The sequence below is a fragment of the Candidatus Goldiibacteriota bacterium genome (assembly GCA_016937715.1).
In the GTDB taxonomy this organism is placed as follows: Bacteria; Oederibacteriota; PGYV01; order PGYV01; family PGYV01; genus PGYV01.
The window spans coordinates 1-25,824 of record JAFGWA010000050.1 but is presented as its reverse complement, the minus strand read 5'-3'; the positions used below and the strand labels follow the sequence as shown (position 1 = coordinate 25,824).

The window sequence follows — 25,824 nt, the reverse complement described above, 5'->3', positions numbered from 1 at the left end:
ATTAAACATAATTATTAAATTTCTGTATTGTCTTTTCCTTATCCCACCAGACCCTGAAAGGCGTTTCTATTAACTGTATTTTTCCTGTTTTTGCCGAAACATACGCTTTATCCATTACTTCCATTATATGAAGGGACTGTATTGCGTCATAAGAGATAACTTTACCCGCGGTAATATATTCAACAAATCTTCCCATAATGTCATACTTGGGCCCCCATTTGGGCATGTTAACCGGGGTATAACAGTCAGGCAGCCCGCGGTATTTTATTTTTTTAAGGTTCTTTGAAGGGTTTTTTGTCTGCACCACAATTCCGGGGGCATCATCCACTCCGTCAAAATGGATATATACCGCGCCGTGCCTGCCGTAAATAACAGTCCTGTTTTCCACGTACGGGTGCTGCCACATGGCTTTTGCCGTGCCAAAAACCCCGCCTTCAAATTCCATAATCATAACGTTATTGTCATCAACTGAAGGGGTTATTTTTTTGCCGCCTTCAAGTATCCTTTTGGGCAGCAGCATATTTGAAAAAGCGGATATCTTCTTTACCCCGCCCATTATGGTTATCATTCTGGATAAAGCGTAGCATCCGACGTCCAGCATAGCCCCGCCTTTTGCGATTTTTTTATCATAATACCAGTTATTTCTGGGAGGGCCCGGGAAAGACAGTTCAGAGTGCGCTGAAATTATTTTCCCGATATATTTTTCTTTAATTAAATCAAATGATGCCAGGTAGTGCGGGTAGTGGTCAAAAGGCAAGACCATTAAAAGTTTTTTGTTTTTTTTGGCAGCTTCAGCCATGGCTTTTGCTTCTTTAAATGAAACGGCCATTGGTTTTTCGCACAGCACATGGCACCCCGCGTTTAAGCAGTCAACTGCGTGGCGCGCGTGCAGGGAGTGAGGCGAAGTAACTATAACTGCGTCCGGTTTAATTTCTTCCAGCATCTTCGTATAATCATCATAATATACCGGTATGGAAAACTTTTTTGCTTTTGCGGCGGCGTTTTTTATGTGCCTTGAATATATGGCGCACAGCTGTGTGTTTTTAAGCGCCTGCGCCTGTGTGATAAACCTGTCAGATATTTCTCCCGCGCCTAAATAAGCAATTCGTATTTTTTTCATGGTTTACTCCTAAGTTTAACGTTAAAGCCATAATACATAATGGCGCTCCTAAAATCAAATAGAAATATGTTATAATTAATTCAGGTGCGGTGAACAGGTTTATATATGGGCAATAAATGCATTTTCGGGGGCATTTGTGGATAGTGGACTTTTAATCCGCCTGAATAAAGCCTTCAGGATAATAATTTTATCGGTATTAATTTTATTATCTGCCGGTGTTATCCTTTATGCGTATCCGGAAAAAACATCTTTTGATATGCCTGTTTTAACCGCGGTTTTTTTTGCCGGCGGCGCCCTTTCCCTTTTAATTTTCTGGCTTGTTTACAGAAAGCGCGTTATTACGCTTCTGCAGAGCGAAACTAAATATAAGGATTTAATTGAAAATTCCAGCACAATAATACTGGACATGGATACAACCGGAAAGGTTATATATATGAATAAGTTTGCCCTTTCTTTTTTTGGGTTTACTGCCGGCGAGATAATGGGAAAAAATGTTGTGGGCACTATTGTGCCTGAATTTGAAAGCACGGGAAGGGATTTAAAATCACTTCTTGAAAGTATTTATGAAGCGCCTGACAGGTATTTTTCCAGCGAAAATGAGAACACGCGTAAAAACGGGGAACGCGTATGGGTGGCGTGGACAAATAAGGGAATTTATGGAATAACCGGAAATTTAACAGGGGTAAGAAGTTTTGGAATTGACAGAAGCAGGCAGAAAAGGGTAGAGATGGAACTGGCAAAATACAGGCAGCAGCTTGAAGAGATGGTGGAAGAGCGCGCGGGAGAAATTAAGACAAAAAATGAAGCGCTGGAAATTCAGATTGGAAAAGTGCGTGAATTAAACCGCGCCCTTAATGAAGAAAAAGACAATATGAAAAAGGCGCAGGATGAACTTGCCGCCAGCGAAATAAAATTCAGAACGCTGTCAGAACAGTCCATGCTTGGGATTATGATTCTGCAGGATAATGTAATTAAATATTTTAATGAAGGGTATTTGACAATAACCGGTTATTCAGGGGAGGAACTCTATGGGATGGGCCCGGGAGGTTTTTTACAGTTAGTTCATCCTGATGACAGGGCGTTTGTGGCTGAACAGGCTTTAAAAAAACAGTCCGGTGAAAAAGATGTGATAAATAATTATCAGGTTAAGGCTGTAACAAAAACCGGGGAAATAAAGTGGATAAATATCCTGTCCAGAACAATTCAATATGAAGGGAAACCCGCTGATTTTGTTAATATTGTGGATGTAACGCAGCTTGAGACAATGCAGGAAAGGCTTAAAGACACTATAGACGCGCTGGAAAAAAGCAATTATGAGCTTAATAAGTTTGCCGTTGCAACGTCGCACGACCTGCAGGAACCTTTAAGGACCATATCTGTTTATGTGCAGATGCTTAAGAAAAAGAATGAAACGGCCCTTGACGCGGAATCGCTTCAGTATATAGATTTTGCGGTTGAAGGCGTAAAACAGATGAGTGCGCTGTTAAGGGGGCTTATACAGTATATGTCAATTCAGCAGGCGCACAATGAGAAGAGGACAACCGATACTGATATTGCGGTTAAAGAGGTGTTAAAGCGGCTGGAAGAAAAAATAGTAAAAAGCAAAGCTAAAATAAACATCGGAAAACTTCCGATGGTATCGGCTGAAAGCGGCCAGGTGGGGGAAGTTTTTATGGAACTTCTGGATAATGCCATAAAGTTCTCGGCGAAAAAGAACAGGCCTGTTATAAGCGTAACGGCAAAAAAAACAAATAAGCACTGGATGTTTTGCGTGAAAGATAACGGTATTGGGATAGATTCAAAATATTTTCAGAGAATATTTATAATACTTCAGAAACTTTGTACAAAAGATGAATATGAAGGGCCCGGAATAGGCCTTGCCAAATGCAAAAAGATTATAGAAGGGTACGGCGGGGATATATGGGTGGAATCTGAAGAAGGCAAAGGTTCTGAATTCTGCTTTACTCTGCCTGCCGTTTAAATTTTATTTCTGGCCCGCGCGGTCTGTTATAGCCGACCCGCCTCTGAAAACCTGATACCGCCACTTGGTAAGTTTTTTTGTCTTTTTATCAAATATGAAGGTTTTAAGGACGCCGTTTTTTAAGGTGTTTGCGTACGACTGTGAAGTGGCGTTGCTTAGAAAAGTGGCGGACTGATATTCCGTGTTTTCCACAACGGTGGCCACACGTTCGTCATATACGGCTATTTTTATAGTATCGCCTTCCGTTATTTCCGTGGGTTTGCCGTATTCGGCAAGCATGTCGTCAAACGTCCATTTGTCCAGTTTTTCATTATTGGAAACAGCAAGGGCATCAAGCCTTACTTTTTCGGCTTTTGCAAGTTCTTCTCTTCCGGCTGAATCTGCCAGCACTATAAGAGCCACAACGCCCAATACGCCTGCGGTTATTAATAAAGCAAACTTTGTGGCTTCTGCGTCTTCTTCGGCGGCTGTTGCCGCAAACGCCGGTTTTGCCGAACCCAATATTCCTGCGGTGATTAATGAAAATATAAGTGCGGAACAAATTAATTTTTTCATGAGTAACCTCCTGTTAATATTTTCTTCAGGCGAATAAATTATAACATAAAAAAATTTGATTTAATTTTGAAATTATTATATATTATTGCAGGGATTTAAAATCATAGAGGAGGGTAATTGAAAATGGCGGATGAAAAGAAAACATCACTGGGAATTGAAGAAAACGTGGAAGGGCTGCTTTGCTATGTGCTTGGCTGGGTAACAGGGCTGATTTTTCTTCTGACGGAAAAAGAAAGCAAGTTTGTAAAGTTTCACGCGCTGCAGTCAATATTTTTTTCCATAGCAAGTTTTGTAATTGGAATACTGGGGATGATTCTTGCCTTTATTCCGGTAATAGGGCCGGTGTTAAGCCCTGCTATAAGCCTTGGAATCCTGGTATTATGGGTTATTCTTATGGTAAAGGCGTTTCAGAAAGAGACATTTAAACTGCCTGTAATAGGCGATTTGGCGGAACAGCAGGTTAAATAATAAAAGTATTTCTAAAGGCGCGGCAGGGTCTGCCGCGCCTTTTTTATTTTTCAGGCTCTATGTGAATTACCACGTCTATAATATCAAGGTCTGAATTTAAAAGGCAGTTTTTGACCTTTCCGGAAATAATATGCCCCTCGCGTACCGTCAAATCGCCGTCAATCTGGATGTGAATTTCCACGGCAAGCATGCTTCCAAGGTGGCGTGTGCGCAGTTTGTGAAAACTTTTAACCCCTTCCACGTTTATGCATAAATCCTCTATTGCCGCAAGCGTTTCCGGCGGCGCGCCTTTGTCTGTTAATTCGTTGAATGAAGGCACAATTACTTTAATGGACATCTGAATAATAAAGACGCTTACTATAAGCGCGCCTACGTGGTCAAGAAACCCCCACTGCGGGATAAAAATAGCGCCGGCAACCGCAAGCGCCGCGGGAATTGCTTCCACCGCGTCCGCCCTGTGGTCCGCGGCTTTTGCTATTAAAGCGGGGGAGCGCAGTGATTTGCCGTGCTTTATTGTGTAGCGGTGAAGAAGTTCTTTTATTATCATGGAAAATATTGCAGCGTAAAGGGCAATAAGCTCCGGTTTTGCGCCTTGCGGCTCCCGGAAAGTGATTATGGCGTTATAGCCTATAAAAATTCCTGTTGAAGCTATAAGCGCACCGACTATAATTGCTATAAAAGTTTCAATGCGCCTGTGGCCGTGGGGGTGTGTGTCATCAGGGGGCGCGGTCCAGAATTTATGGCCTACAAGCAGCATGATATCTGACAGGGTATCCCCTATGTGGTTTACGGAATCGGCAATCATTGTCTGGCTGTGTCCAAAGATACCCGCCGCCATTTTTAAAGCGGCAAGGGAGACATTCCCGATAAGCCCGGTTATAATTACCCGTAAAGACCTTTTACTGTCGGTTTCGTTCATCTGCTTAAAGCCTCCTGATTTTCAACAGTATAGCATAAAAAAAATACGGGACAAAAGTTATAATTAAACGGGTTTTAATATATTTTTGTCTTTAAACGCAAGTTGTGATAAAATTAGTTAAATTTATAAAACGGGGAGATAAAGATGAAAAAAGAATTAAAGGTTGTAATACTTATCCTTTTTATAGCCGCGGTGGTTTATGTGCTTAAATTTTCCCCGCTGTCGCATTATTTCTTTACGGAAGACGGAAGGCAGGAATTTTACGCGGGGCTGCAGGCATACCTTGACGGCCTTGGCTTCTGGGCGCCTTTTATGTTTGTGCTGATATACGCGTTATCACTTTTATTTTTTGTGCCTGCAAGTATTTTCACTTCTATAGGAGCGCTGCTTTTCGGGCAGTGGTTTGGCCTTGCCTTAAACCTTCTTGGCGCTTACCTTGGCGGCGCTGTTTCGTTTTATATAGCGCGCTATCTGATGAGGGACATGGCGTCCAAGATGCTGGAAAAGGGGCATTTTAAGGCGCTTGATGAAAAAGCGGCGGAACACGGTTTTTCGGTTATCATGTATTTAAGGCTTATGTTTGTGCCGTTTACATACCTTAATTTCGCGGTGGGGCTTTCCAAGATAAGGTTCAGGGATTTTTTCTGGGGCACGGTGATAGGCGTAATACCGGGGCTTGTGGTAATTACATTTCTGGTGTCTGCTTTAAAAGAACTTGCCATAAAGTATGCTGTTCATAAAGATATAATAAAATCGCTTTCCGCTGACATCTGGAGGGCGGATGTGGTATTGCCGGTGCTGCTTTTTATATTTTCGTTTTTTATCCCCACCATCATCAAACACTTCAAAAATAAATTTAATGTCACCCCCGAAATTGAAAAAGAAGCGGGCGAAGAGGCCAAATGATAAAAATAGAGAACCTTGTAAAAAAATACGGAAGTTTTACCGCGGTCAAAGGGCTTAACCTTGAAATAAAGCAGGGCGAGATTTTCGGGTTTTTAGGGCCCAACGGCGCGGGTAAGACATCCACCATTAAGATGATGACCGGCTTGACAGAGATTACTTCCGGTTCTGTATGTATTGACGGGATATGTTTAAGCGATAATCCCGTTGAATACAAACATAAATTTTCGCTTATCCCCGATAACCCGTATATGTTTGAAAAACTGCGCGGCATAGAGTTTATTGAATTTATCGCAAACCTGTATAAGGTGGATAAAGAACACTATAATAAACAGTATAAAAGGTATGTGGAAGTTTTTGGCGTGGGTGATTTTGTAAATGACTTTATAGAAAGCTATTCGCACGGCATGAGCCAGAAACTTCTGATAGTCGCGGCAATGATACATTCGCCTAAGGTGCTTATCCTTGACGAGCCAATGGTGGGGCTTGACCCCAAGTCCATGCGGGTGCTAAAGAACGAACTTAAAGCCGCGGCAAAGGAAGGCATGACGGTTTTTATGTCCACCCATTCAATGGAAACCGCGGAAGAGACGTGCGACACGGTTGGGATTATAGACAAAGGGGAACTTCTAATAACAGGCACCGTGCAGCAGATTAAAGCAGCCAACAGGACAGAACGGCTGGAAGACCTGTTTTTTATGATAACTGATAAAAATAATATCAAATCATGATGTACCGGATGATATCAATTCTATGACGGATACTCACGCTTTATTTTCAGGGCTGGGGATTGATAAAAAGATACTTGATATCCTTGCCAAATTAAAATTCACCGTACCCACCCCGATACAGGCAAAAGCCATTCCCATAGCGGTTGAAGGAAAAGATATAATAGGAATAGCGCAGACCGGAACAGGCAAGACGTTTGCTTTTGGCATTCCTATGGTGCAGATGCTTGCAAAAAACGGGGGCAAAGGCCTGATTTTATTACCCACACGCGAACTTGCGCTTCAGGTAAACGAAGCCCTGCTTCAGCTTATCCCGGCGTTTAAAATGAAAAGCCTTGTAATTATCGGCGGCCATGACATGCAGGGGCAGGTGGACGGAATCGGGCGTTCTCCGGATATCATTATTGCCACGCCGGGGCGCCTTATAGACCACCTTAACCGGGGAAATCTGGAATTAAATAAAGTTAATTTTCTTGTCCTTGACGAAGCGGACAGAATGCTTGATATGGGGTTTTTAAGGGATATTCAGGAAATATTATCTGTCATCAGCAAAGAGAGGCAGACGCTTCTTTTTTCCGCCACAATGCCGGGGGATATTTTAAAAATAGCTTCAGAATATATGCGCCTGCCGGTTGTAACGGAAATAGCGCCTGCGGGCACGGCTATAGAACTTGTAAGCCAGGAAATGTACGTGGTGAAAGCAGAGATGAAAAGCGTGCTTGTGCTGGAACTTTTAAAGGAAGTGACAGGCAGCGTGCTTGTGTTTACGCGCACAAAAAAGTCAGCGGCGAAGATTGCTCAAAAATTAAAAAAATCCGGTATTGCCGCGGCAGAGATACATTCAGACCTTGCCATGCATGAAAGAAACAGGTCTCTTGAAGGGTTTAAATCAAAAAAGTACCGGGTGTTGGTTGCCACGGATATTGCAGCCCGCGGCATTGACGTGACAGGAATTGAACTTGTGATTAATTACGACCTGCCTGATGACGCATCCAACTATGTGCACAGGATAGGGCGGACAGGCCGCGCCGGCATGACAGGCCGCGCGATATCGCTGGCCACCCCTGACCAGGGGCTGGAAGTAAAAAATATTGAAAGTATTATAAGGACGGTTATTCCGGTTGTAAAACACCATAAGGTTCCGCATGAAGGTTTTACAGCGGTGCCGCTGATACCGCTGCCAAAACCGTATGAAGCCGCGCGCCCGCCCAAGTTTGACCGGCACAATGAAAAAAAGAAGTGGAAAGACAGGGATTAAAAGACCCGGGAACACAGCTAAAAAGTTTTTTAATGGACAAATATATTTATGTTTGCCATACAATAATTAATATTATATGCTTTGTATGGCAAAGCAGGAGGTTAAATGCCGTTACCCATAAAGATAGAGGAATTATTCAAAGGCCTTACCGTAGAGTCTGACAGGCTGGATTATAAGGAAGGGTTTAATCCGGAAAAAGTAACGCAGACAATATGTGCTTTTGCAAATGATATTAATAATATCGGGGGCGGTTATATAATTTTTGGTGTTAAATCCTCGGATGGTGCACCTGAACTTCCGCCGGCCGGCCTGAAAGAATCACAGGTTGAAGCATACCAAAAGAAAATAATCGAAACCCAGTATAAGATATTACCTTTTCCGCAGGTGATTCTATCTCCTGAAATTTATCTTAAAAAAAGAGTCCTGGTATTATGGGTGCCGGGAGGGGAAAACCGTCCATATAAGGCGCCTGTCAGCTATGAAGGTTCAGAAAAGGCTTATTATATCAGGCGGCATTCCACAACAGTAAAAGCAAATCAGCATGAGGAAAAACAGCTTCTGGAAATATCTGCCCGCATTCCGTTTGACGACAGGGTTAACCATAATGCCGATATACGGGATATGAAGAGGGATATAATACTTCAATTTTTAAAAGACACAGGCAGCGGTTTATATGAGAGCGCAAAGGGTGTGGCTCTGCCGGAGCTTTGCAGGCTATTACAGGTTTGCCGCGGTTCAAAAGAAAATTTAAAACCGTTAAACGCGGGACTGCTGATGTTTTCAGATGATCCGGAGTTGTTCTTCCCCGGGGCGAGAATTGAAATAGCGGAATTTGAGGACAATGAAGGCACAGGCAGGAAATTTACGGAAAAAATTTTCAGAGGGCCTGTGCATAGACAGCTAAAAGATGCTCTGTTGTATCTTCAAAATATGGTTATTAAGGAAAAAATCAGCAAGATACCCGGGCGCGCAGAAGCGGAACGGGTATTTAATTATCCTTATGAGGCAATTGAAGAAATTCTTGCCAATGCTGTTTATCATAAGGGTTACGATTATAGAGACCCTGTTGAGGTAAATATATTTCCTGACAGGATGGAAATAATATCAAAACCCGGGCCCATGCCGCCTATAGATAATAAAGACCTGAAAAAAGAGCGTGTACCTGTGCGTGAATACAGGAACAGGAGAATAGGAGATTTTTTGAAAGAACTTGATATGACAGAGGCAAAAGGCACAGGTTTTCCGGAAATAAGGCGTGCGTTGAAAGTGAACGGGTCTCCGGTGCCTGTATTTGAAACAAATAAAGACAGAACTTACTTTCTGGCAGTTATAAAACCACATAAGGCCTTTTTTGATGCAACTGCAGATAAAAACGTATCTGAAAAAACACTGTCAATGTCTCAGGTTGATCCTAAGTCTGTCCCAAGTCTGTCTCAGGTCTGTCCTAAGTTCATGAGTATAAACACAGCGGTGGCTGTATTAACCGCAGCTTCCGGTGAAACAACGCTGCAGGCCGTAATGGAGCTGATTGGAAAAACAAATAAAAGCAGGACAAGGAACGAAATTATAAAACCGCTTATAAAACACAACCTGATTAAAATGACAATACCGGATAAACCAAGCAGTTCCAAACAAAAGTATATTGCAACGCAAAAAGGCATAAAAACGCTTAAAGGGATTAAATTGAATAAGAGTTCCTGAAAGTAAGCTTTTTTCTGTGCTTCGCCGAAGATAAAAAAGCGTATGCTTAAAGATATTAGATTTATTAAAGCTGGAAACATTGAAAATTCTGAACTTGTTGTACGTAATTGGCTGTAAAAAACCGGCCGGTGTTTAAGCCGGGTAATTAGTGTGTTTTTGTATTATAATAGCTATATTACTATTTAAAGCAGAAGGAAAGGTGGTTATATGAGGGAGATTTCGTTACTTTCAGGGTTTTATTTTACACAGTTTAAAAACAAGTTTAAACACCCTGTAAAGGGGGATCTTGTTAAGTTCTTTCTGCTGATTGTTTTCTCGCTGGTGTTCTTTCCTATGATATATCAGCTTTTCTTTTTTATCTTCAAACACTTTTACGGGGCGCAGTTAATTGGCGGGCTTCTGGTAAACAGGCTTTTGTCCGCTATCTATATGACTTTCTCCTATATGATTGTGATGTCGGCTGTGGTATCGGCAATTCCTGTTTTATACTTAAGCCGCGATATGGATTTTCTTTTCAGCTCGCCTATAAAAGCGGAAGACATTTTTACTTTTCAGTATTTAAAGATAATTTTTGAAGCGTGCTGGATGATGCTTTTAATGTCCATTCCCGTTTTTGCGGCATACAGTACTGTTTTAAAAATAGATATTTATCAGTACCTTTTTATTATGGCCGCGCATATTCCGTTTTTTATTGTCATGGCGTCCGCGGGTATTGTGCTTACGCTTGTGCTGGTAAGATATTTTCCGGCGGAAAGCATACGCAACATAGCAATAGCGATGAGCGGTATTTTTCTTGTGGGGATTGTCCTGTATTTCAGGATGCTGGAACCGGAAAAGCTGTCCGCGGGTTCCATGCAGGATGTTTCGGAGTTTTTAAAATACCTGCGCACTCCGGAAAGCTTCTTTCTGCCGCATACGCATTTTATCTCCATCGTAAAGGACGTTACTGCTTACGGCATTTACCGCGGTATCGGCCCTTTGCTGGCGTACGGGTCAGCCGCGCTTGTTATATTCGCCCTTGTAATAAAAGCCGCCGGTTTATGGTACTTTGACGGCTACGGAAAAAAAGGGATTTATAAAAAAGAAAAACCGCTTGCCGCCGGCCGCGTTTTTATAAGAAGAAAGGTGTTTGAATCGCAGCTTATCAAGGATGTGAAATACCTTGTAAGGGACACTTCGCAGTGGATACAGGTGGTTTTTCTTTTCGGCGTTGTGGTCATTTATCTTTTTAATATGTACAAGATGCCGTCCGAACTGTTTGACCTTAAAAACGTAATTTACTTCCTTAATATAGGTTTTATAGGGTTCATAATTTCCGCTATTGGTTCCAGGTTTATTCTTCCCGTGATAAGCGTGGAAGGGCGCGCGTTCTGGATATACCGCTCCGCCCCCTCTACAATGACAAAGTATGTCATTGACAAGTTTATCGCTTACGGAATTCCAATGATGATTATCGGGCTTGTAATAGCGCTGCTTTCAATTAAGATTTTAAAATCAGACCCGTTCATTAATTATGTAACCATATTTTCCACCGTATGCGTGACTCTGGTGATATCGGGGGTGGGCACTGGTTTTGGGGGGTATTTCGCGAATTTTAAAATAAAAAACGCGGAAGAGATGATTACCGGCGTAGCCGGGCTTTCGTACATGTTTGTGACAATGGTGTTTATAGGCATAACGCTTGCCCTTATTGCCGACCCTGTAAGGGATTATTACAGGTCAACCCTTGTCCGCGCGATTGTATTTAACCCGCGGGAATATATATGGCTGTTTGCCGCGGCTTTTGTTTCATCGGTTGCAATCACCGTATTTTCGCTGTGGGCGGGGATTAACCGGCTGAAAAAGATGGAGATTTAAGGCAGGGGGAAATATCTTTTATTGACAGCCCGCGCACAACGGTATATTCTGACCGTATACATTATTATAGATAGGGTATTTGAAATGTCCATATTGTATAATTACCCGGTTAAAAAAAACCCGGATAATATGTACGTTAATATTGCGGGGTGTTTATGAAAAAATCGGCAAGTGCTCCGGTAACTCTGATTAAAAGCCTGAATGTCCTCCTGTATACTTTAATATTTGCGTGCGCCGCTAACGCCGCAACGGCAACGCTTACTATCACGGCTACCGCCACTATTACCCCTACATATAACATTGCGGTTTCATCTGTGTGGCGGGTAAACGCGGGCGGCGATGTATACCCTGACAGCTGGGGCAACACCTGGATAGCGGATACAAATTACAGCGGCGGGTACGGACACGGCGTCACGGTTGCGGTTGCAAATACCGCTGACAGCATACTTTATCAGGATGAAAGGTACGGGAATCCTTTCACGTACACGTTCAATGTGCCGCCGGGCGATTATCAGGTTACGCTTAAATTCGCGGAATTATACTGGGAAGCTGCCGGTGACAGGATATTTGACGTCTTTATAAACAGCACGCGGGTGCTTGACGATTTTGATATTTATAATGAAGCGGGTTCCGCTTTCAGGGCGTTAAGCAAAACTTTTAATAATATATCGCCGGCGGCAGGGCAGATATTAATACAGTTTGGGCCGGCCTCTATTGATAACGCGCAGGTCTGCGCTGTGCAGATAAACCCGATGCCGCCCACCCCCACCTGCACACGCACGCCGTGTTCTACGCCTGTAGTACTTCCATACCTGCAGGTAAATGGCGGAACATGGCAGCAGACAGATACTGTTACCGTAAATCAGGGCGCTGTGGTAAATCTTGGGCCGCAGCCGTTAACGGGAGGCACGTGGAGCTGGACAGGGCCGTCAGGATTTACTTCGTTATCGCGTGAATTATCAGCAATACCTTTAACACCCGGCCTTAACACTTTTTCTGCGGTATATACAGATGATTGCGGAAGCCAGGCGAATCAAAATTATTATATAACAATGTCGGCTTCATTGACGGCAACAGCCGGATGCGCGCGTGGAATTACCATTGACGGATTAATGAATGAAAGTTCGTGGGCATCCGCGCAGGAATATCAGGTCTCTGAACTGTGCCTTGGAACAAACCCGAATAATATTTCCGGCAGTTTTAAAACCCTGTGGGATAATGACAACCTGTACGTCGGGATTGACGTAAATGATTCCTATTTAAACGCCACGCAGGTGGCGTGCGCCAATTACAATGATTCGGCGGTGGAAATATACCTTGATATGGCCAATGACCACGGCAGCCAGCCTTATCCCGGCTCTGTGGGCGATTTTCATTTTATGATAAGCTACGACAGCCTGCAGTTCTGCTTAAACGCCACTGTCGCGCTGCCGCCGGGCGGGCTTGTGTATAAAAGCACTTATGACGCGGCAGGCTATATAATGGAAGTGATGATACCGTGGTCAACGCTGGGCGTTGTCCCTGTAACCGGAAATTTTTATCAGTTTGACGTGCAGATTGATTTTAACAACGGCACCACGGAGCGTGTGGGACAGCTTGTATGGAACGGGGATGAGGATAACTGGGAAAGTTCGGCGAATCTGGGGGATATTATGCTTGGGTTCTGCCCCAGCCCCACGGCAACAGCCACGCCGGTTCCGCCCGCGCTTAAAGAATCGTTTCATGTTTTTCCAAACCCGGTGGACCCAAAGCAGTCGCCCGCGGTTATCAGTTACCACCTTAAAAATGACGCGGAAGTAAGTATAAAAATTTTCACCGTCACGGGAAAACACGTAAAGACAATTCTGGATAAAACCGTAAAATCCGCGGGGCGCCATTCTGAAGATGAATGGGACGGTACGAATGAGAATAAAATTGAAGTGTTGTCCGGCGTTTATTTATGCGTGCTGGAAGTTAAGGATAAAGCAACAGGCAGCACAACAAAACTTGTTAAAAAAATGGCCGTATTAAGGTGATAATAAAAACAGGTTTTAACGGGTGATGAGGTTTTTGTGAAAAAGGCCGCGGTTATGACAGGTATACAAAAAATTAAACTGACGGCGCTGGCAGCGCTTGCGGTGTTTTATTTTTTTCCCGTCATGGCATCGCCCGGCGATTACGGCAGTGAAAACGTATTCATGGCCGGGGCCGGTTCCAGGCCGGACGGCATGGCAGGCGCTTTTACCGCCGTGGCAGACGACCTGTCCGCCATACATTACAACCCCGCGGGGCTTGTGCTTGTTAAAAAACAGGAAATTGCTCTGTTGTATTACCCTTTATATGAAGGTGTGTCTTACGGGTCGGTTTCCTATGGGCAGCCGCTGCTTAATTTTGGGACCATAGGCGCGGCGCTGTTTATGTTTTCCGCTGACGGTATGGAAGGTTATGACATAAACGGAAACCAAACTTCTGATTTTAAAAACGGCCAGTACAAAGCGGCCTTATCGTACGCGCGCAAAATAACCGACGGCTTTTCCGCGGGCGCGAATATTGACATCTATTACTCCAATATGGCGCGGTTTAACTACGCCGGATTCGGCGCGGATATCGGCTTACTGTACGAACCTTTTTCTTTTCTGCGCGCCGGGCTTATTGCACGTAACCTTATAACGCCGGCTTTTTCAATGCAGTCGGTCACGGAAACGCTTGGCCGCACATACACCCTTGGGGTGCTGGCAAAACACAAATTCGCGGATTTTGAATTTAAGGCCGCTTATGACATCTCTGCGGGTGAAAAGGAAAGTTTTAAAGACAGGTTTGGCATAGAGGTAAAATGGGCGGGTATTACGGGTGTCAGGGCGGGTTATACAGACGGGGAATTTACTTTTGGCGCGGGCCTTTATTTATATGATATTAAATTTGATTACGCGTTTGTGTCAAACGGCAGTTTTGGCAGGATGGACAGGTACACACTTTCATACGCGTTTGGTATGACCTTAGAAGAGCAGAAAGCGCACAGGCGCAGAAGTATTTACGCAGAAGTACGCAGGATAGTGGAAGAAAGGTATAAAATAAAATTAAAAGAAGAGGCGGAAGCGTATTACCGCCGCGCCTACGCTTATTACCTTAGAAATGAATTTGAAGACGCGCTGACAGAGGCTGAAAAATCGCTGGAATGGAAAAAAGATTACGAGCCGTCGCTGAAAATGAAAAAGATTCTTGAAGAAAAACTTAAAGAAAAAATAAAAAGCGCGGAAGGCACGGATTACAGCGGCGATACCGACGGTTATATTTCCGCGGGCATTGAATTATACGAGAAAAAACAGTATGATGAGGCAATTAAACAGTGGGAAAACGCCTTAAAGCGCAGGCCGGGAAATAAAGCCCTGAAAGCTTTAATATTAAAAGCAAAAAAAGACATGGAATCCGGCAGCGGTAAAGTACGGCTGACCCGGGAACAGAAAGAGGCGGCGGACAGGATGTATTATCTTGCCGTTAACAGCTACACAGAGGGTGATTTAAAGGGAGCGGTTGAAATGTGGAAAAAAGTCCTGGCAATAAACCCGGATGACGTAAAATCGCAGAGGGATTTAAGAAAAACACAGGCGGAACTTGAAGAACTTAAAAGGCGCGGGATAGAATGAACAAAAAATTTAAAAGCATGAAATGGGAAGTGATGGGTGTTGTTCTGTCGCTTACCCTTATCATAACCGGAATAATGAGTTTTATGCTGCTTAACATACATAAGAAAAGCCTTGTAAACGAAGTGGAACTAAGGGGTATAAGCACGGCCCGTAATATAGCCAACAACATCGCGGACTTTATAATGATGAAACACGAACTTGAAGCCGCGAAAGTGTTAAAAGAAGCGATGCAGAATAAGGGCGTAATTTATGCCATGGTGGTAAATTCAAACGGCGTTATAATCGCGCATAATGACATGACGCAGGTGAAAAAAAGATACGCGCCGCCCGGTAAAGCAATAAAAACAACCGCCGCGAAAAACATTATATTTGAAACGGCGTCCGGCGGCAGATTAATAGAATTTACCGCCGCGGCAGTTGCCAAACACAAAGCCAGGACAGGCGTGGTGCGCGTCGCGGTATCGTATGACCTTATCGGCCGCGCGCTAAAGCGCACATATATGAACATTGCGCTGGTGACGGTAATTGCGGTAATTTTAAGTGTTATCGGCGCTTTCTTTTTAAGCACGGCAATTACAAAGCCCATAAACACCCTTGCCGAAGGCGTAAAGATTGCGGGCAGCGGGGATTTAAACCACAAAATTATGATTAACAGAAAAAATGAACTTGGGCTGCTTGCGGATACTTTTAACGCCATGACGGATGACCTGAAACGCGCGCAGAAAACCGCGCTTGAAAAACTGGCAATGGAAAAAGAACTTGAAATTGCAAGCAGGCTTCAGGATTCGCTGCTGCCTAAGAAATTTCCCGATATGGGAAATTATGAAGCATCCGCGTTTTATAAACCCGCTAAAGAAATAGGCGGGGATTATTACGATGTAATCCCGCTTACAGGCGGAAGGTTTGGCATAGTAATGGCGGATGTATCGGGCAAAGGCGTGCCTGCCGCGCTTATTATGACGATGTTAAGGGGCATATTAAACACCGAAGCCGTGTTAAATTCCGACCCTGTGCGCGTCCTTATAAACCTTAACAACGGGCTGCTTGGCAGGGTGGAAGGAAATATTTTCGCGACAATTTTTTACGCCGTGCTTGATACGGCAAAAGGCGCGATAGAAATGGCGTCTGCAGGGCACCACGAAATACTGTTTTATAAAAGCGGCGCGGCCGCGGTGGAATCTTACTGCCCCAAAGGCGCGGCTATAGGAATTTTAAAAGGCAATAATTTTGAAGCGCGCCTTGAAAAGATAACCGTTAAAATTGAAACGGGTGACAGGCTGCTTCTTTTTACGGACGGCATAAGCGAGGCTAAAGCCGCATCCGGAGGAAGGTTTGGTATGGAAAGGGCTGCCGCGTCACTGCAGAAAAACGGCGGCAGGGCATGCCGGGAAATAATTGACGGCCTGCTTAATGATGTTGATGTTTTTACGGGTAAAGAGGAACAAAGCGATGATATCGCTGTACTGTCTATAGGAAGGACAGCTTAACGGAGGTGATAAAATGTCATTTGAAATCAGGGAAAACGCGGATGGAGAAATAATAATTGTGCGGGTTTACGGCGAGCTGGACTCTTCGTCGGTCGCGGCTTTCACGCTGGGCTTTAAAGAAATTTCGTCCAAACATAAAAAAGCGAAATATGTGGTGGATATGAAACAGCTTGATTTTATAAGTTCCGCGGGGTGGACCGCGTTTTTAAATGAATTCAAATCGCTGCAGGCGTCAGGAAGTGAAATGAAGCTTGCGGCCATGCAGGCTGACGCGAAAAGGGTGTACGGCCTTGTGGGAATAGACGGCGTGATAGGCAGTTATGAAACAGTAAAAGAGGCGCTGGACAGCTATGCCAAATAAAGCTGAAGTATCCGAATTAAAAGTGGACGCGAAAGCGCAGAACCTGGGCGTGATAAGAAAATTTATAAACGCGGCAATGAAGAACAACGGCTTTGCGCAGGATAAAATATCGGCAATGAAAGTGTCAATAACAGAGCACATAGAGAATCTGATAAGGCACGCGTACGCGGAAAAGCCGGGAAAGACAGATATTATAATGAAGCTTGAATTTCCGTCAGTTAAAATAACAGTTCTGGATTCAGGGGCAAAGTTTGACATGACAACGCATGAAATTCCGGATACATCCCGCAGGCTGAAAAAAGGGCTTGGCGGAAAAATGGGAATAAAAACCATAATGGCCCTGTGCGATAAGGTGGTATATAAAAGGAAGGGTAATTATAACGAGAATACTTTTATAATAAGGCAGAATAAAAAGGGGAAGGTAAACAAATAAATGGCAACGATAAAAGACGTCGCGAAAATCGCGGGAGTTTCATACAACACGGTATCTTTTGTGGTAAACGGCGTGGATAAAGTGGCGCCCGCGACAAAAGAGAGGGTGTTAAAGGCAATAGAAGAACTGCAGTACAGGCCCAACAAAGCAGCCAGGGCGCTTGTGGGCGGCAAGGCGGACTCCATAGCTTTTATAAGCACGCGGTTCACGTCTATTTTTGGAATGAATATTCTGCGCGAAATTGAAGACGGCGTGCACTTAGCCGGCATGTCGGCAAATTATGACCTGATACCGTATTCCACAAGGGGCGAAGGCGCGTTCAAAGACCAGATAATTGATTCTATTATTTTCAACAGAAAAGCGGACGCCATAATAATGCTTGGCATAAAACCGGGGCAGGAACACATGGAAAAGTTAAAAAAAGCCGGGATTCCATTAATTCTGATAGACGCGTATCTGGATGGCGCGAACAGCGTAAAATGTGACAATGAAAAAGGCGCTTTCGCGGCGGCGGATTACCTTATAAATAAAGGAAGGCGCAATATAGCGTACATAGGAATGGCAAAGACAGGCGGCGAGACATGGCCTTCTATAATAGAAAGGGAAGAAGGGTATAAAAAGGCGCTTAAAAGCCGCGGCATTTCAGTCCGCGATGAGATTATGGCAGAGGTAAACAACAACTATATAAATGAAGGCCGCGCCATTACGCAGAACCTTCTAAAGTCCCACAGGGATATTGACGCGATATTCTGCGGCGCCGGCGACAGCACGGCAATAGGCGCCATAAACGCTGTAAAAGAAGCCGGGCTTCGCGTGCCGGAAGATATTGCCGTTATAGGGTATGACGACATACCCGTCGCGTCGGCTTTTACGCCTTCGCTTACAACTGTAAGGCATCCGGTGGAAAGAATGGGAAACGAGGCGTTTGTGATAACGCTGGAGGCAATGCAGGGAAAGTTAAAAGAACCAAAAAATCTTGTCTTTGAACCGGAACTGGTTAAACGGGAATCCGCGTAAGGAGTTAATGGAATTTTGTCTAAGTAAAAAAGTAACACTTTTATACTTGATTTGATATTAAACCGCTGCTATAATTATATTGAAAAAAGTAATAAATCAGAATTTAGGAGGCGGATTACGATGCCAAGAGTGGTTTCATTTACGGTAAAGATTGAAAACGATAAAAGGGACTTAATGAATGATTTCTGCGGCAGGACAGGGATTAAAATCCAGAAATTTCTTGCCAATGCGATAGAGCATGAAGTAAGAAGGGAAATTGCGAAAGAGGAGCTTATGGAGGATATGGAAGCTATAAGCGGATATGAAAACGATAAGAACAAAGTTTTTCATGATGAAAAATCTGTTAAAAAACGCCTTGGGTTGTAAATGAAGGAATATGAAATAATTTATTATAGTAAGGCGGAGAAAGACCTTTCAAAAATAAACAAGAAGGAAGCAAAGGTAATTTTTCAAAAAATATCACAGTTAAAGAATGACCCACATCCGCAGATGTCTATAAAGTTAAAAGGGTACGACTATAACCGTCTGCGGGTAGGCAACTTTAGGGTGATTTATCAGATTGATGAAATAAGAAACAAGGTCATAGTGATTTCCATTAAACATAGGTCGGAAGTTTACATGGATTTATAAATCGCACCGGATAGAGATATGTCTAAGTCAACTTTAAAACGCAAAATAAACATAATTCTGCAGTGTAAAACAGCCATATTTTGGCTGTTTTTGTCCAAAAACCAAATTTCTTAAAAATAATTCTTGACAAACCGGGTTTACGGGTGTAAATTTGTATTAAAGTATGAACGTTCATATGCAATGATAACAGAGAGATAAACATAGGTTTTTTTAAGCAAAAAAATATGAACGTTCATATAAAAGTGAGACTAAAAATAATTGAGAAGAAAAAAATAAAAGTAAAGGGGAGCGGAAAATGAAAAAAGTCAGTATGTTGTTGATCGTGCTTTTGATGTTGTTTGTTCCGGTCCTGCACGCGGGTACATGTACCGTTGATGCAGGCACCACGTACCAGTACATCCGTGCCATTGGTGTATCAAGCGCATGGTATGGTTTGGCAGGAGGGAATGCAACAACCCTTTTTGCCGACGACAATGTAAACGGCCATATCGGGATTTCATCGCTAAGGGCCAGGATTGACCCAAACGGCAACCACGCGGCTGAAGTTAATAACCTTGTGGCTGCCAAAGCGGCCTATTCAAACCTGCTTTGCTGGGCTGCTGAATGGTCTCCTCCGCCGGAGTACAAGGCAAATAATAATGTAAACGGAGACATGCCTAATAATACATTTCTTGGCGCGGAATCCGGAACGCCTAACTGGGCGGATACCGGGTACGCAAACTATCTGGTTTCATATATTCAGTACGCTAAAAGCCGCGGCATAGACCTTTACGCTGTTTCGCCGCAGAATGAACCCAACTGGAACCCGGACTATGAATCATGCCTTTGGACAGCCGGGCAGTTTGAAGTTTTTGTGCGCGCGTTTAAAAGCGCGCTTAACGCGGCGGGGCTTACAACCAAGATTATGATACCGGAACCTATTAATCCCGGCGGAATGAATCTGGCAGCGACAGCCATGAACAACCCCACAACTGCGTCTTATGTGGGCATACTTGGAACGCACCTTTACGGCGCTATGCCAAACCCGCTTTCTTCATACGGTTTTACGCAGGTTACCAATCAGGAATTCTGGGAAACCGAAATTTCCGCCAACACCACCGATATTTCCGGCGCGTTGCAGCAGGCGGGATGGGTGCAGACATGCCTTGTAAACGCAAGCATGAACGCTTTCCATTACTGGTGGCTTCAGGATATGATAACAAACGGCCAGCCCAATATAAAAGCTTACGCGCTGGGAAGCTACAGCAAGTTTATCAGGCCGGGATATTACAGAATGGCCGCGACAGCATCGCCCACGTCCGGCGTGCAGGTAAGCGCGTTTAAGAATACAAACAATTCGTCACCGTCTAAAATTGTTTTTGTGGCAATTAATAATAACAGCTCCGCGACAAGCCAGACATTCGCGTTAAACGGCGTCAGTGTAACATCCATAACGCCGTGGATTACAAGCGCAAGCGTAAACCTTGTGGCGCAGCCCGCGGTTTCCGTGTCAGGCAACACATTTACATACACGCTGCCGGCGCGCAGCATTGTTTCTTTTGTGGGTTCAAGCGCTGTAGGGCCTACGGCGACAAATACACCGTGCGTGCCTACCGCGATAGTACCTTACCTTCAGGTTGGCACCGGCGCATGGCAGCAGACAGCCGCTGTTACAGTGGCGTCGCTTCCTTCAACAGTAAACCTTGGGCCTCAGCCGACAACCGGCGGCACATGGAGCTGGACCGGCCCTAACGGATTCACTTCAACTTCAAGAGAGCTTACATCAATACCGTTAAGCGCGGGGATAAACGTATTTACCGCCACATATACAAACGCGTGCGGCGCAAAATCCACGCAGGCGTTTACAATCACGGTACAAAGCTCTGCCACATCAACTGCAACCGCTGTGGTTACACCGGTAAACACGCCGATAACCACGCTCTTTGGCGGCAACCCGCTTATGTATCAGAAATACACCGCGGACCCAAATGCCTGCTGGTTTAACGGCAGGATGTATATTTATAATTCGCACGATAAAGACGGGGCAACGGGTTATGACATAACCGACGTAACGTTGATGTCATCCGATGACCTTGTAAACTGGACAGATGAAGGCGAAACTTTCAAGGCGTCAAGCACCACGTGGGCGGGCCTTACATACGCGCCGGCCGCGATTTACAGGAACGGCTATTATTACCTTTATTACGGCAACGGCGGCGGAAGCATAGGCGTTGTAAGAAGCACAAGCCCGACAGGGCCATGGACAGACCCTGTAGGACGCGCGATAATTACAGGCAGCACACCGGGATGCAGCGGCATGACATATGTATTTGACCCCGGTGTATTTGTTGACGACGACGGCCAGGCGTACATGTATTTTGGCGGCGGCGGGCCGGGCAATTTAAGGGTAATTAAGCTTAACGCTGACATGATAAGCATAAGCGGCTCGGCCGTAACCATAGACGCGCCAAGGTATTTTGAAGCGCCGTTTATGAATAAGAGAAACGGAATATATTATCTTTCGTATTCAACTGATTTTTCCGCTTCACCTGCTGCGACAATTGACTACATGACCAGCAGCAATCCTATGACAGGCTTTACGCACCGCGGTACAATACTGGGCAATCCGCCGGATAACTGCGGAAACAACAACCACGCTTCAATAGTAAATATCGGGGATGACTGGTACATCGCTTATCACACAAGAAGGCTTTCCAACATTAACCTTGGAAACTGCAACGGTATATACGAAAGAAGCGTCGCGCTTGACAGGATGTATTTTAACGCGGACGGAACCATACAGAAAGTGGTTACAACCACAACAGGCGTAAACGCGCTTAAACTGGCGAATCCGTATACAACTAATAAAGCGGTAACCATGGCAAAGGAATCCGGAATTCAGACCGAAACATGCACTGAAGGCGGATTGGATGTAGGGTTTATAGAAAACGGCGACTGGATTCAGGTTAAGAATTTTGATTTTGGAACAGGCGCTTCAAGCTTTGAAGCACGCATCGCAAGCGCGGGTGCGGGCGGCAATATAGAAATACGCGTAGGCAGCATTACAGGCACAATTGCGGGCACATGCGCTGTTCCCGTAACAGGCGGATGGCAGACATGGCAGAACGTTACGTGCAATGTAAGCGGATTATCCGGCGTGAAAGACATATTCTTTAAATTCACCGGCGGAACAGGAAACCTTTTCAATATATATACGTACCGTTTCTATCAGGGAGCGGTAACAACACCCACCAATACCGCGGTGATTACTTCAACATTTACCAGGACAAATACACCCACAAACACGCAGGGTGTTGCTTCACCCACACCGACAAGAACGCCCACAATTCCTGTTGTTACAGGCGGGTTAAGGGACCTTGCCGCGGCAAAGGGAATGCTTTTTGGAGCGGAAGCGGCAAACAGCCCGCTTCAGAACGAAGCTATTTACAGGACCACGCTTGCCAAAGAATTCAACTGGCTTGGCGGGGAAAATGAATTTAAGGCGTATCTGTGGACAGCGCCGTATTCTTACAATTTCACAACCACAGATTATTACAAAAATTTCAGGGACGCGAACAATATGGATATGAGGGGACACGTACTTGTGTATTACACGGTGGTCCCAAGCTGGATGAGTTCCGGAAATTACACCAGCACTCAGGTAAGCGATATGCTTAAGTCGTATGTTCAGACAATCTCGGCCAGGTACGCTGGAAAGATGAACCAGTGGGACGTTGTAAACGAAGCTGTCACAGACGGAGCGCCTTACGGCTACCGTTCCAATGACTTCTGGTATCAGAAGCTTGGCGATTACATCCCCAACGCTTTCAGATGGGCAAGGGAAGCTGACCCTAACGCCAAACTTTATTACAATGACTACGGCAATGAAGGTTTAAACGGCAAGTCAAATTACATTTACGATATGGTTAAAAATATGAAAGCCCAGAACGTGCCTATTGACGGCGTGGGCTGGCAGTGCCATGTAAGCAGCAGCTGGCGCTTAAACGACGATATTTATGAAAACGCGCAGAGGCTTACCGCGCTTGGGCTGGAAATAACAGTGACGGAACTTGACGTGGCAATACCGGTTCCTGTTGATTCCACAAAACTTCAGTCACAGGCAAAGGCGTACGCTGATATGACGTTCTTCACCATGACGCACCCTAACATAAAGAAAATGTTCCTGTGGGGCTTCACGGACAAACATTCCTGGATACCGGGCTTTACCGACGGCGCGTCAGACGCGGCGCTTATCTTTGACACGAATTATAATAAGAAACCCGCGTATTACGCGATACAGACAGTGTTAGGCTTGAATCCCGTGAACGGTATTTACAACGGCGGATTTGAAAGTTCCATATACTGCTTCAACGAAATGTCCGGCGGCGCGATAGCGGAAGAAACCTCAATAGTACACAGCGGAACAAAGTCCGCAAGGGTTTCAAACAGGTCGCAGGCGTATCAGGGTATTGGCCAGCACATACTGTGGTATCTGCTGCAGAACGGGCAGGGAACATACAGCGCAAGCGCGTGGGCAAGGCTTGCTTCAGGCACGGATAACGCAAAGATTACACTTTATATAAAAGATGACGAAGGCGGAAAGTATATAAGCTTAGGTTCTGCCGCTGCCAACAGCACGCAGTGGAGCCAGGTAAGCGGTTCCGCGAACGTCACATGGACCGGGCTTTTAAGGGTTGCAAGGATTTTTGTGGAAACAGACACCACCACCGGAAATTTCTACGTTGATGACCTGGCTTTTGCAAAAGATGGCGGCGTAACAGCGACACCCACCAGGACAGCAACATTAACAGCCACAGCAACCGCAACCGCGACAGCGACATTAACGGCAACACCTGTAACAGCAACAACCTGGCGCGTGGTTTCCGGACGCGAAACAGCGTATGTTGATTCCAATGGCTTTACGTGGTCGGCTGACACCAACTTTACAGGCGGAACAGCGTACAGCACCACAAAAACAGTATCGGGCGCGCTGCCTGCATCGTCAGACATGGCGCTGTATCAGAGCGAACGCTACGGCAATCCGTTCACGTACACGTTTAATGTTCCCGCGGGTTCTTATCAGGTGACATTAAAAATGGCAGAGACATATTTTACGGCAGCAGGTTCACGCAGCTTTAATGTCTCTGTAAACGGCACGGAAGTTATGACAAATTATGATATCTTTGCTGCGGCAGGCGCGGACAAAGCGGTTGACATGGTGTTTAACAACATAGCACCGGCCGGCGGAAAAATTACAATTGAATTCGGGCCGGCAGCCGTGGATAACGCGAAAGTATGCGCTATTCAGATAATACCGCAGCCTGTAATTGCAACATCAACTCCTACAGCGACAAACACATCAACAAATACAGCTACAAACACGGCAACAAAAACAGCGACAAACACTTCAACACACACCGCGACAAACACGGCTGTGCCTCCGACATCAACATCAACAAATACATCAGTACCGCCGACAAACACGGCAACTAATACAGAGGTACCTCCGACATCTACAGGTACAATAGTACCGCCTACATCAACAAATACTTCATTACCGCCTACAGCAACATCCACATTTACAACAGTACCTCCGACATCTACAAATACTTCAGTACCGCCTACAGCAACATCCACATCCACAACAGTACCGCCGACATCAACTTCAACTTCATTACCTCCGACAAACACTGCGACAAACACAGCTACAAAGACAGCCACAAACACAGCTACAAACACGGCAGTACCGCCGACAGCAACATCCACGCAGGTTGTCGTGGCAAACTTCACAATTATGCTTAAGAATTCGGATTCAGAAAATGTTTCAAGCCCGCATCCTTCGTTCAGGGTGGTTAATACAGGAAGCGCGTCACTTAACTTAAACGGAATGGAAGTAAGGTACTGGATAAACTCTGATTCGGCGTCAGGACAGCAGGTTCAGGGTTTCATTGACTGGGCGGGAAAACTTCCGCAGGGAAGCACTATCACGCAGAACATGTCAGTATCTGCCGTGCAGACAGCCCTGGGAACCCAGAATTACTACATAAGCTTCAAGTTTAATTCTTCAATTGTGCTTGCGCCTAATGAGTTCGCGGAAGTTCAGGCAAGGTTCAACAAAACAGACTGGAGCTCCATGCTGCAGTCAAACGACTGGAGCTTTGCTTCAAGCCAGGTTTACGCGCGCACAGACAGAATGACAGCGTATGTTTCCGGAGCATTAGTATACGGAAACGAACCGTCAGCGCAGGCCACCAACCTTACAGCAAGCATAAGCAGCGTGTTAAGCTATCCAAACCCGGCTGTAAGCGGGGACACAACATATCTGCAGTACACTGTTGAAGGCGGCACGATACAGTCCCAGTCAGCGGATAATAAATTAATGGCTGTGGACGACCCGAACGCGGTTGTAACACTGGCAATTTTCACGGCGCAGGGAAGGCTTATGTGGAAGCAGGTTATAACCGGAGTATCAAATGTGTGCACAGGCAAACATTCGGTACAGTGGGACGGAAAATCCGCCGCAGGTCACAAACTTGCCGCGGGTACGTATGTGCTTAAAGTGTCAATTAAGTCAAAAGGAATTGAAAACAGTAAAAACTTTGTGATATTGATAGGCAATAAGTAAACAAAAGTAATCCAAAAAGCCCCGGGCACAAGCCCGGGGCTTTTTTTTGGGTAGTATTTGTTTTGGTATCTGCGGTCTTTGGTTTTGTTTTCGTAGGGATATCTATGTAAAAAACAGTCAATAAAAAAAGTATCCCTATATGAAAATTAAGCGTAAATTTTCATTGACTGTACTCCCCC

General features: G+C 44.9%; 19 protein-coding genes. 16 read left to right on the top strand and 3 right to left on the bottom strand.

Going from position 1 to position 25,824, the window contains the following annotated elements; translation table 11 throughout:
• Position 1 precedes the first annotated feature (1 nt).
• Positions 2 to 1,120 carry a Gfo/Idh/MocA family oxidoreductase gene (locus JXR81_05490; protein ID MBN2754305.1) on the bottom strand — a complete coding sequence of 373 codons (1,119 nt, stop codon included), beginning with the start codon at positions 1,118 to 1,120 and terminating at the stop codon, positions 2 to 4.
• A 136-nt stretch (positions 1,121 to 1,256) separates the two neighbouring features.
• Between JXR81_05490 and JXR81_05485 the strand changes: the two genes are divergently transcribed.
• The gene (locus tag JXR81_05485; protein ID MBN2754304.1) at positions 1,257 to 3,101 is read left to right on the top strand and encodes a PAS domain S-box protein; all 1,845 of its coding nucleotides are present in this window, start codon (positions 1,257 to 1,259) and stop codon (positions 3,099 to 3,101) included.
• A 3-nt stretch (positions 3,102 to 3,104) separates the two neighbouring features.
• Here JXR81_05485 and JXR81_05480 read toward each other — a convergent pair whose 3' ends face one another.
• On the bottom strand, positions 3,105 to 3,656 hold the full coding sequence (locus JXR81_05480; protein ID MBN2754303.1) for a hypothetical protein: 552 nt from the start codon (positions 3,654 to 3,656) through the stop codon (positions 3,105 to 3,107).
• Positions 3,657 to 3,779: 123 nt separating this feature from the next.
• Here JXR81_05480 and JXR81_05475 point away from each other — a divergent pair, with 123 nt between their 5' ends.
• The gene (locus JXR81_05475; protein ID MBN2754302.1) at positions 3,780 to 4,124 is read left to right on the top strand and encodes a DUF4870 domain-containing protein; all 345 of its coding nucleotides are present in this window, start codon (positions 3,780 to 3,782) and stop codon (positions 4,122 to 4,124) included.
• Positions 4,125 to 4,167: 43 nt separating this feature from the next.
• On the opposite strand, the gene JXR81_05470 is transcribed toward JXR81_05475, so the two are convergent.
• Complete coding sequence (locus JXR81_05470; protein ID MBN2754301.1) at positions 4,168 to 5,043, bottom strand: cation transporter; 876 nt, start codon at positions 5,041 to 5,043, stop codon at positions 4,168 to 4,170.
• 144 nt (positions 5,044 to 5,187) lie between these two features.
• Between JXR81_05470 and JXR81_05465 the strand changes: the two genes are divergently transcribed.
• From JXR81_05465 to JXR81_05400, 14 genes are all read left to right on the top strand, one after another.
• On the top strand, positions 5,188 to 5,949 hold the full coding sequence (locus tag JXR81_05465; GenBank protein MBN2754300.1) for a TVP38/TMEM64 family protein: 762 nt from the start codon (positions 5,188 to 5,190) through the stop codon (positions 5,947 to 5,949).
• Positions 5,946 to 6,677: an ABC transporter ATP-binding protein gene (locus tag JXR81_05460; GenBank protein MBN2754299.1), complete on the top strand. Its 732-nt coding sequence runs from the start codon at positions 5,946 to 5,948 to the stop codon at positions 6,675 to 6,677. Before JXR81_05465 ends, JXR81_05460 begins: the two co-directional genes overlap by 4 nt.
• A gap of 22 nt (positions 6,678 to 6,699) precedes the next feature.
• Positions 6,700 to 7,932, top strand: a complete 1,233-nt coding sequence (locus JXR81_05455) for a DEAD/DEAH box helicase (GenBank protein ID MBN2754298.1) — start codon at positions 6,700 to 6,702, stop codon at positions 7,930 to 7,932.
• 105 nt (positions 7,933 to 8,037) lie between these two features.
• Positions 8,038 to 9,633, top strand: coding sequence for a putative DNA binding domain-containing protein (locus JXR81_05450; protein MBN2754297.1), 1,596 nt, complete (start codon positions 8,038 to 8,040; stop codon positions 9,631 to 9,633).
• A gap of 207 nt (positions 9,634 to 9,840) precedes the next feature.
• Positions 9,841 to 11,490 (top strand): hypothetical protein, encoded by a 1,650-nt coding sequence (locus tag JXR81_05445; protein MBN2754296.1) that lies wholly within the window; start codon positions 9,841 to 9,843, stop codon positions 11,488 to 11,490.
• A 155-nt stretch (positions 11,491 to 11,645) separates the two neighbouring features.
• Positions 11,646 to 13,505, top strand: coding sequence for a hypothetical protein (locus JXR81_05440; protein ID MBN2754295.1), 1,860 nt, complete (start codon positions 11,646 to 11,648; stop codon positions 13,503 to 13,505).
• 36 nt (positions 13,506 to 13,541) lie between these two features.
• On the top strand, positions 13,542 to 15,113 hold the full coding sequence (locus JXR81_05435; GenBank protein MBN2754294.1) for a PorV/PorQ family protein: 1,572 nt from the start codon (positions 13,542 to 13,544) through the stop codon (positions 15,111 to 15,113).
• Positions 15,110 to 16,600, top strand: a complete 1,491-nt coding sequence (locus tag JXR81_05430) for a SpoIIE family protein phosphatase (protein MBN2754293.1) — start codon at positions 15,110 to 15,112, stop codon at positions 16,598 to 16,600. The genes JXR81_05435 and JXR81_05430 overlap by 4 nt, the downstream gene beginning before the upstream one ends.
• Positions 16,601 to 16,613: 13 nt before the next feature.
• Positions 16,614 to 16,961, top strand: coding sequence for an STAS domain-containing protein (locus tag JXR81_05425; GenBank protein MBN2754292.1), 348 nt, complete (start codon positions 16,614 to 16,616; stop codon positions 16,959 to 16,961).
• Positions 16,951 to 17,394: an ATP-binding protein gene (locus tag JXR81_05420; protein MBN2754291.1), complete on the top strand. Its 444-nt coding sequence runs from the start codon at positions 16,951 to 16,953 to the stop codon at positions 17,392 to 17,394. Before JXR81_05425 ends, JXR81_05420 begins: the two co-directional genes overlap by 11 nt.
• Complete coding sequence (locus tag JXR81_05415) at positions 17,395 to 18,411, top strand: LacI family DNA-binding transcriptional regulator (GenBank protein ID MBN2754290.1); 1,017 nt, start codon at positions 17,395 to 17,397, stop codon at positions 18,409 to 18,411.
• 120 nt (positions 18,412 to 18,531) lie between these two features.
• Positions 18,532 to 18,777 carry a hypothetical protein gene (locus tag JXR81_05410; protein ID MBN2754289.1) on the top strand — a complete coding sequence of 82 codons (246 nt, stop codon included), beginning with the start codon at positions 18,532 to 18,534 and terminating at the stop codon, positions 18,775 to 18,777.
• Positions 18,778 to 19,041 carry a type II toxin-antitoxin system RelE/ParE family toxin gene (locus JXR81_05405; protein ID MBN2754288.1) on the top strand — a complete coding sequence of 88 codons (264 nt, stop codon included), beginning with the start codon at positions 18,778 to 18,780 and terminating at the stop codon, positions 19,039 to 19,041.
• A gap of 295 nt (positions 19,042 to 19,336) precedes the next feature.
• Positions 19,337 to 25,645: an endo-1,4-beta-xylanase gene (locus JXR81_05400; GenBank protein MBN2754287.1), complete on the top strand. Its 6,309-nt coding sequence runs from the start codon at positions 19,337 to 19,339 to the stop codon at positions 25,643 to 25,645.
• Positions 25,646 to 25,824 lie beyond the last annotated feature (179 nt).